Annotated in this window: 7 protein-coding genes and 1 pseudogene; 3 read left to right on the top strand and 5 right to left on the bottom strand. The window is 33.5% G+C overall.

The window, feature by feature from the left end:
• Positions 1 to 266: 266 nt before the first annotated feature.
• The gene (locus ACIFOT_RS32215; protein ID WP_430073040.1) at positions 267 to 1,493 is read right to left on the bottom strand and encodes a phospholipase D-like domain-containing protein; all 1,227 of its coding nucleotides are present in this window, start codon (positions 1,491 to 1,493) and stop codon (positions 267 to 269) included.
• A 218-nt stretch (positions 1,494 to 1,711) separates the two neighbouring features.
• Between ACIFOT_RS32215 and ACIFOT_RS32220 the strand changes: the two genes are divergently transcribed.
• On the top strand, positions 1,712 to 1,858 hold the full coding sequence (locus ACIFOT_RS32220; RefSeq protein ID WP_430073043.1) for a hypothetical protein: 147 nt from the start codon (positions 1,712 to 1,714) through the stop codon (positions 1,856 to 1,858).
• 721 nt (positions 1,859 to 2,579) lie between these two features.
• Here ACIFOT_RS32220 and ACIFOT_RS32225 read toward each other — a convergent pair.
• Positions 2,580 to 3,221 (bottom strand): DUF421 domain-containing protein, encoded by a 642-nt coding sequence (locus ACIFOT_RS32225; RefSeq protein WP_430073046.1) that lies wholly within the window; start codon positions 3,219 to 3,221, stop codon positions 2,580 to 2,582.
• A 283-nt stretch (positions 3,222 to 3,504) separates the two neighbouring features.
• On the opposite strand from ACIFOT_RS32225, the gene ACIFOT_RS32230 reads away from it, so the two are divergent.
• Positions 3,505 to 3,708, top strand: coding sequence for a hypothetical protein (locus ACIFOT_RS32230; RefSeq protein WP_430073048.1), 204 nt, complete (start codon positions 3,505 to 3,507; stop codon positions 3,706 to 3,708).
• Between the two features lie 283 nt (positions 3,709 to 3,991).
• Here ACIFOT_RS32230 and ACIFOT_RS32235 read toward each other — a convergent pair whose 3' ends face one another.
• Together ACIFOT_RS32235 and ACIFOT_RS32240 are read right to left on the bottom strand one after the other, a co-directional pair.
• Entirely contained in the window at positions 3,992 to 4,399 is a 408-nt protein-coding gene (locus ACIFOT_RS32235) for a GNAT family N-acetyltransferase (protein WP_430073051.1), read from the bottom strand.
• An 84-nt stretch (positions 4,400 to 4,483) separates the two neighbouring features.
• Positions 4,484 to 4,770, bottom strand: a pseudogene (locus ACIFOT_RS32240) (DinB family protein); the annotation flags it as partial.
• A gap of 269 nt (positions 4,771 to 5,039) precedes the next feature.
• On the opposite strand from ACIFOT_RS32240, the gene ACIFOT_RS32245 reads away from it, so the two are divergent.
• Entirely contained in the window at positions 5,040 to 5,597 is a 558-nt protein-coding gene (locus ACIFOT_RS32245) for a YkoP family protein (RefSeq protein WP_430073054.1), read from the top strand.
• Between the two features lie 85 nt (positions 5,598 to 5,682).
• Here the strand turns inward: ACIFOT_RS32245 and ACIFOT_RS32250 are convergent, their stop codons facing one another.
• Positions 5,683 to 6,528: a metallophosphoesterase gene (locus tag ACIFOT_RS32250; RefSeq protein ID WP_430073057.1), complete on the bottom strand. Its 846-nt coding sequence runs from the start codon at positions 6,526 to 6,528 to the stop codon at positions 5,683 to 5,685.
• Positions 6,529 to 6,701 lie beyond the last annotated feature (173 nt).

The following is a 6,701-nucleotide window of genomic DNA, read 5'->3' on the forward strand; positions in this document are numbered from 1 at the left end:
TATTAGCTGGTTTAGTTGAAGATCATTGCGGATTTTTATTGAAGGAAAGCACCCGTTCGCCATCCATGAAGCTCAATATCAACACAGAATTTTTAAGAAATATCGTTCTTAAATAGTAGTAAAAATGAGTAGCCCTTTAACATATCCTAAATAAAAAAGAGAAGGAAACAATGTTCCCTCTCCATAGCTTTCTATTTTAGTATCAGTAATTTAATTTATTCTAATTAAATGCAGTCTACTACACCTTAAATAAAAATACTTAGTTTTTACAAATAATACTCAATCATTTTTGCAAACTTTTCTTTCAGTTTTTCTTTTATAGATAATTGATTGACGTCAGAGGATGTTACTCGCTTTGAATTTTGGATGTCTTCATTGATGACTGGCTTTATTTTAGAAATAAAGACAGGGTCATGGATATAACAGTTCATTTCTTCATTTAAATGAAACGAGCGCGAATCAAAATTTACGGTCCCTATCATCAATACGTTTTTATCAATCAAGAATACTTTACCGTGTATCACTCCCTTTTTATAACCGTATACTTCTATTCCCTGTTTTAATGCTTTTCGAATATATGGATACGCTGCCTCTTTAACTAACAGTGCATCCGAATGAGGTGAGAACAGAATTTTAACACGAACTCCTCTTTTTCTTGCATCCAATAATGAGTTCCAAATAGTTCTGTCATTTGGTATAAAATAAGGTGTTACTATAATGATGGACTCTTTTGCTTGATGAAACATCGTTGCATAATCTTGCCCAAGTTTTTCTCCGCTATAATATGCAGTAAATCGATGCGAGGTTGCTCCCTTTTCCTTTGTCGCGCTGTGTATAGGAATCTGTTGCTCTGTGTTTTTCTTCCAGTCTAACACAAATTGATGTTCTAGATCTTGAACTCCTTCTCCTCGTATTTGAAGGTGATAATCTCTCCAATGACCGAGTTTTACTTTTTCTCCTAAATACTTCTTGCCGATGTTAAATCCGCCAATGTACCCAATCCTTCCATCAATAATTGAAATACGGCGATGATTTCGACGATCCAAAGAAGCAAAAAGATATGGAAAAGCAGGCGTATTGTAATACGTAAAATGCACTCCTGCTTTAACCAATAATTCTCTTTCCCTTTTCTTTAGTAATATTCCACCCAGCCTGTCCACTGCATAATATACTTCTACACCTTCCTGGCTTTTTTGTCTCAATAAATCTAGAAATTGATGACTTACTTTATCATCAGCAATAGAGAAAAAGTTGATATGCACGTAATGTTTTGCTTTCCTTATATCTGAGAATAATTGATTGTTTAACTGTTTCGCGTCCGTATACATAGTAATATTACTTTGACGAATCGAGTATTGGTTGGGCTGCTGGTCAAATACTATCCTTTTTTCGGCTGCTATTCTGTCAATTTTACCCCAAACAAGCAAAACATAACATGCGCAGATAAATACAATTAGGAGTACTTGAAGGATTTTCAGTATCTTTTTCAGCATATGTAATCTCCTTTATATATTATCGTTTTCATTCTGTTAGTTTTTGTTATCGTGACAAAACTATCCCGTTAGCCCTCCATGCAGCGGAAAAAACATCGCTGCACCCAGAGAATGAAAATATTCCAGTTATGCCTATTTTCAAATAAGATATGCTCATTTCAATTCCAAATGACATATGTCTAAAGTGTAAATAAAAAAAAATGAAAGTAGGTGTCTATATGCCTCCATACTTTGGATCTTTTGGTTATCCGATGATGGGATATGGCTATCATCCGTATGGTTACGGTTTCCATCATCATCATTATCCTTTCCATGGTGGATTCGGATTTTATCATCCATGGCACCATTATGGCTACTGTTGTTAAAAGAAAAATGAAAGAATATTTGAGGAGGAAAGGGTTGTCCCTATCCTCTACTACATAATATAAATTTCTTAAAGTGGAGTTTGAATTTCATCAGTTATCAGCAGGGTATTCGTAAAAGTATGACCCTGAATTATAATTTCCTCTTAATTAGCCCAAGTCCATTTAGTTATATTCTGAGAACATATATTATTACTACCCACTTTCACTATTTACTTTGAAGAGACGTTAGCTAAACAAGAAAAGCGACTGCCCTTATTGAACAATCGCTACCAGTTAGTTGAATTAGAAAGTAGTTAAATCGCCCAACCCCATTCACCTTTTAGGACCTTTTCTCTTTCATCATAATCAATATCTGAAATCCCAGTCTTTTCGTTTACACTTACGACAAGATACTGGATAATTCTCCTCTTTTCCACTATCAAATAGTATTAAAAAAACTTTGTTCCAAATGATTAGTGTCATAGAACAAAGTACAATGTTCAAAGTCGTGAAAATATTGGCATTTACAAAATACACACTCTACAACTCTAAAGTCAGCGTAATCATCTAAAATGCCACCAGTTTTAAAATTATTTCCACTTATCATAACTTTCTCCTTTTTTAAACCAATTAGCTATAGATAATATACATCATTGTTCTTCTTCCACTAAACTGCTTCGTTAGTACAATAAAAAAAACCGCATCGACGGCAGTAGGTCCATATTACGGGGATCTGACCCAGTTATTGTAAATGCTTTGGTAGGGGTATTTTATGTTCATTATTCTTAATCTCTTCGAAAATGTCCTCTTGACTTTCGACCTGGTACTGTTTGTTTATCAAGTTTAAAATTTCGTTTATATGAGTAAGTTGCGAATTACTAGGAATCAAATTAACGATAGTATGTTTGAAATCTTCAAATTCCTTTTTCGTTACAGGTTGAGCATCGTGCATTAACTCAAAACCTAATTGACCATTTGGTTCCAGGGTTGCCCATTTTACGTCACTAATTTTAGATACACTATTTTGTCTAAGTCTCGTTTCTAGTTGGTCCACTGATAACCTAAGTTTCCTCAGGTTTTTTTCATTCAAAGTTCCGTTATCAATTACCACTATCGCTTTACCTGTAATCATTTTTTCAAAACTGTCTGATTTCATTTGTATAAATTCAATTACTAAAAGTGTTCCGATAAGAACATTAGCAACCAAAAAGGTTGTCCAAATATTTTTTCCCACTACAGGTTGAATAAGTAAAGTTCCAATTGCAATCATTATAACAGTTTCAGCCAATGTCATTTGTGAAATTGTTTTACGGCCTGCCATCCTCAAAAGTATTGTTCCCTCAAGAACGATCAAAATCGCCTTCCAAATATAATCCCATACCATTTAATCAATAACCACCATTCGTTTAAACAGAGTTACAGATATCTTCCCCATATTTACCTCTATTATCCAAATCCTTAACAAGCAAAGTCATAAAAAAAGTACAAAAGTGGAGAAGAAAATTGTATTTTTCCACTGACTCACTATTGTACACTACCGCTTTTAACTTTAGTTAAACCTTCTCAACTACCCTGCCCCATTAGTTGATCAGGACGAATGCCGCAGCAGGGACTGCGTTCTCTTTTCTTTCACTCTTTAATAATATTTTTGTAAGGGGGTGATACTTGTGATTTTTCTATTAATTTTATTGATTGTATTAATCGTAGTTATTTTTCTGTTTATCCGCAGAGATAAAGAACAGATATTAGATAGTTTTTCGCTCGGTGAGTTTTTAAACTACAACCACCTTGTTAACGAAAATAAAAGTATTGTTAGTCATATAAATGACTTTTTCGATACAGATAGTGATACTGATGATGGTGGAGAATAAAACGGGGGTGTTATAATGATACATTCATAATAAACCGAGAACCTGTTAAAGAATATTACGATTATAAGTTGAAATCAATATAAACAATAATTAAAGCACCTTTAAGAGGTGCTTTAATTATGTCTAAAATGGTGTTAATACTGGATCATGTTACATAAATAAAAAGTCACCTGTGAAGGTGACTTAATTGTTACATATCTTCTTTAAAATTATATGTATTTAGATTGGAAGGTCGAGCACGTACCGATCTACCTAGCACTATCATGAATAGCTGATTACCTATTTATAATCTTTCGACCATAAATAAACAGTTTGGGTGATCTTCTACTATCCCAACGACCTTAAATCCCAACTTTTGATAGAAGTCTGGTGCCTGGAAACTAAAAGAATCTAATAGTATTAGTCTGCAATTATTTTCTCTTGCCGTTTTTTCAATATGATTTAATAACTCTTTACCATAACCTTTACCTCTTAATGAATTATCAACCCATAAATAATTAATATGTAAATGGTACCTGAATATCGTTCCGGTAATCCCCCCAACTATTTTTCCATCATCATTTCTAAGTATATGGCTAACACTTATTGATGATTGTTTTACTTCATCAGGTAGTATCGAAAGGTTATATTCAATTACCTTTTTTCTAATATAATCACTATGTTCTGGAACCCACTCCTTAGAAATTTTCATAGTTCCCCTCCATATTTTATAATATTCAGAATAATTATAAAATAAATCCTTTATAAATATATTATCTTGTTTAATTATTCTGAGTTACTCTGTTTTATTTTGATAGAGGTAAAGCCCAAAGTCTTGCATTACAGAGGTGTGTCCCATTTGTCGTAACATAGTGGCTATATTACCACGGTGATATGTTCCGTGAGTAGTGATGTGTAGTAATGTTTCAGAAAAGTTTCAAGTAACCCAGCATATGGGTTATCCACTACAATCAACTTTTCAATATCTTCTTGAGTGTTTAAAAGTGGCTTATTTTGTTCGGATAAGTCTAGAAATATTTCTTTCATACCATCAATACTTTTCATTTCCACCTGATATTTTATGATTAGGTAATATTAGGCATTAGTTTATAGAAAAAATGACCTACTTTCTAAAATGATTCACATGAATTCTTAAAAGAATTTAGTAATAATATGTATGAGGTTGTTATTAACTTTTCTTTACAATGCTTCTAAAGTGAATAATTTATATATAAAAATATGGATAGCTTCTACCAGATCTATTTCACTCTCAGTGTAAGATGAATTTACCAGAAATAAATCTTCCTACCCGTTTCAAACTATGAGTAAAAGTTCTAAAAGGAAGTTGAAGCATGAAAGGCTACTTTTTATCTATATGGAACATACTAGATCCTTTATACTTCAATTGCACCCGACTAATGTATCTTCCGACTAAAGAAGCGGATAATATTTTCAGGGTACGGCTTACTCGCTATAAAGGAAGAGATCTGATGCTTTCAGATGGTACGCAAATAAAGAAAAATGATATTTTAGTCAAAATCCACTTACATAATGTAAGATTATTGAATGAACTGAAGCATCTTAAAAGTGAAATCAAAAAAGCAAGACTAATTTATCAACGCGTCCAACGATTGTTACCGGCGATTGAAAGGTATATTCGAGATCATGAGTATTCCAATGAAATACAAGGCATTATCGGAATTACTTCCTTAAACAGAGGCTGCGAACGTCTGGGATTTGAAGTTATTGCTATTTCTCATCCTGTTTATAAATGGTTTAAGTGGATATCACATTCACCGATCATGTTTCTGTCCACAACAAAACCATCCTTTAAAAAAATAGGAAAGCAACCTGCACCGAGTTATTTATTTATGTCTAAGGATAAACTATCAAGTATGCATAAAACTTAATAACAGGCAGGTAGTTTCCACTTTTCATTAGGAACTCTAAAGTACAAAAGAAGGGCTGTTGATCATTTCAATAACAGCCCTTTTCTTATATTGCAGCTAATGATTCATTTTTAGCTGATCCTACTGATAATTGGTGCAACGTAATTTCAGGACGGCTTCCAATACGGATATTCACTCCTGTTTGCCCTAGTCCCTCACTAATATAAAACGTCTTTCCATCTTGCACATGAAGCCCTTTTATCATGTTCATTCTCACAAGTTTCCCCATTTTTACAAGGTGATACGCTTTAGGGTAACAGATTTGCCCGCCGTGAAAATGACCTGCCAGCAAGTAATCAAAGTAATAGTTTTTCATATCAAGAACAAGATTCGGGTCATGGGTTAATACCAAATTGGATCCATGTTCTAAGCCTGCATAAGAAGCAGCCAAATCACTGCGTCCTGTACTGAAATCATCAACGCCAATAATATTTACAGGATGTCCTTTTACATGAATGACTTTGTTTTCATTTTGCATAACGTTACAGCTATGCTGTTCAAGTGTTTCTTTTAACTTCTGCAGGTTCTTTCCGCGCAGAACATAATCATGATTACCTAAAACTGCGTATATACCATGTTTGGCATTTAATTTATTTAAAACCTTTAAATATGGAATAAGCTTAGGGATTGTACGTTTTCGGTCGAGGAAATCCCCAGTAAGTGCGATTAAATCAATGCTTTCGTTTTTCAACTTCTCGTAAAGCTGATCCGGGGAAATTGAGATGTTTTCAAGATGCATGTCGGAAAGCTGCAAAATGTTTAAAACGGGACCCTGGTCAGCATTTGGATTTACCTGAATTTTGTTGATCGCGATATCCTTTGTGTTCCTATAGGCCCGATTTATTATATAAACAAATACAATACATAAAGCTGTGATTACTAACCATATCAATTACAACTCACCTCAAAAACGATTATACATGAAAAAAGAAAATATTCTTTCGGTAATTCATGGGATAAAATCCATGGCTCTTTTTACCTTCGTACCTTGCTTCAATAAGAAAAGCCACTAAATTGGAGCTTAATGTTTAACTCTTGCACCCCATTTGTTTAAGTTATCATGAA

It is taken from the genome of Neobacillus sp. NRS-1170, assembly GCF_050468025.1.

Excerpts from the sequence above, each read along its gene's own strand:
- ACIFOT_RS32215 (WP_430073040.1), bottom strand. The coding sequence starts at position 1,493 with ATGCTGAAAAAGATACTGAAAATCCTTCAAGTACTCCTAATTGTATTT.
- ACIFOT_RS32220 (WP_430073043.1), top strand. The coding sequence starts at position 1,712 with ATGCCTCCATACTTTGGATCTTTTGGTTATCCGATGATGGGATATGGC.
- ACIFOT_RS32225 (WP_430073046.1), bottom strand. The coding sequence starts at position 3,221 with ATGGTATGGGATTATATTTGGAAGGCGATTTTGATCGTTCTTGAGGGA.
- ACIFOT_RS32235 (WP_430073051.1), bottom strand. The coding sequence starts at position 4,399 with ATGAAAATTTCTAAGGAGTGGGTTCCAGAACATAGTGATTATATTAGA.
- ACIFOT_RS32245 (WP_430073054.1), top strand. The coding sequence starts at position 5,040 with ATGAAAGGCTACTTTTTATCTATATGGAACATACTAGATCCTTTATAC.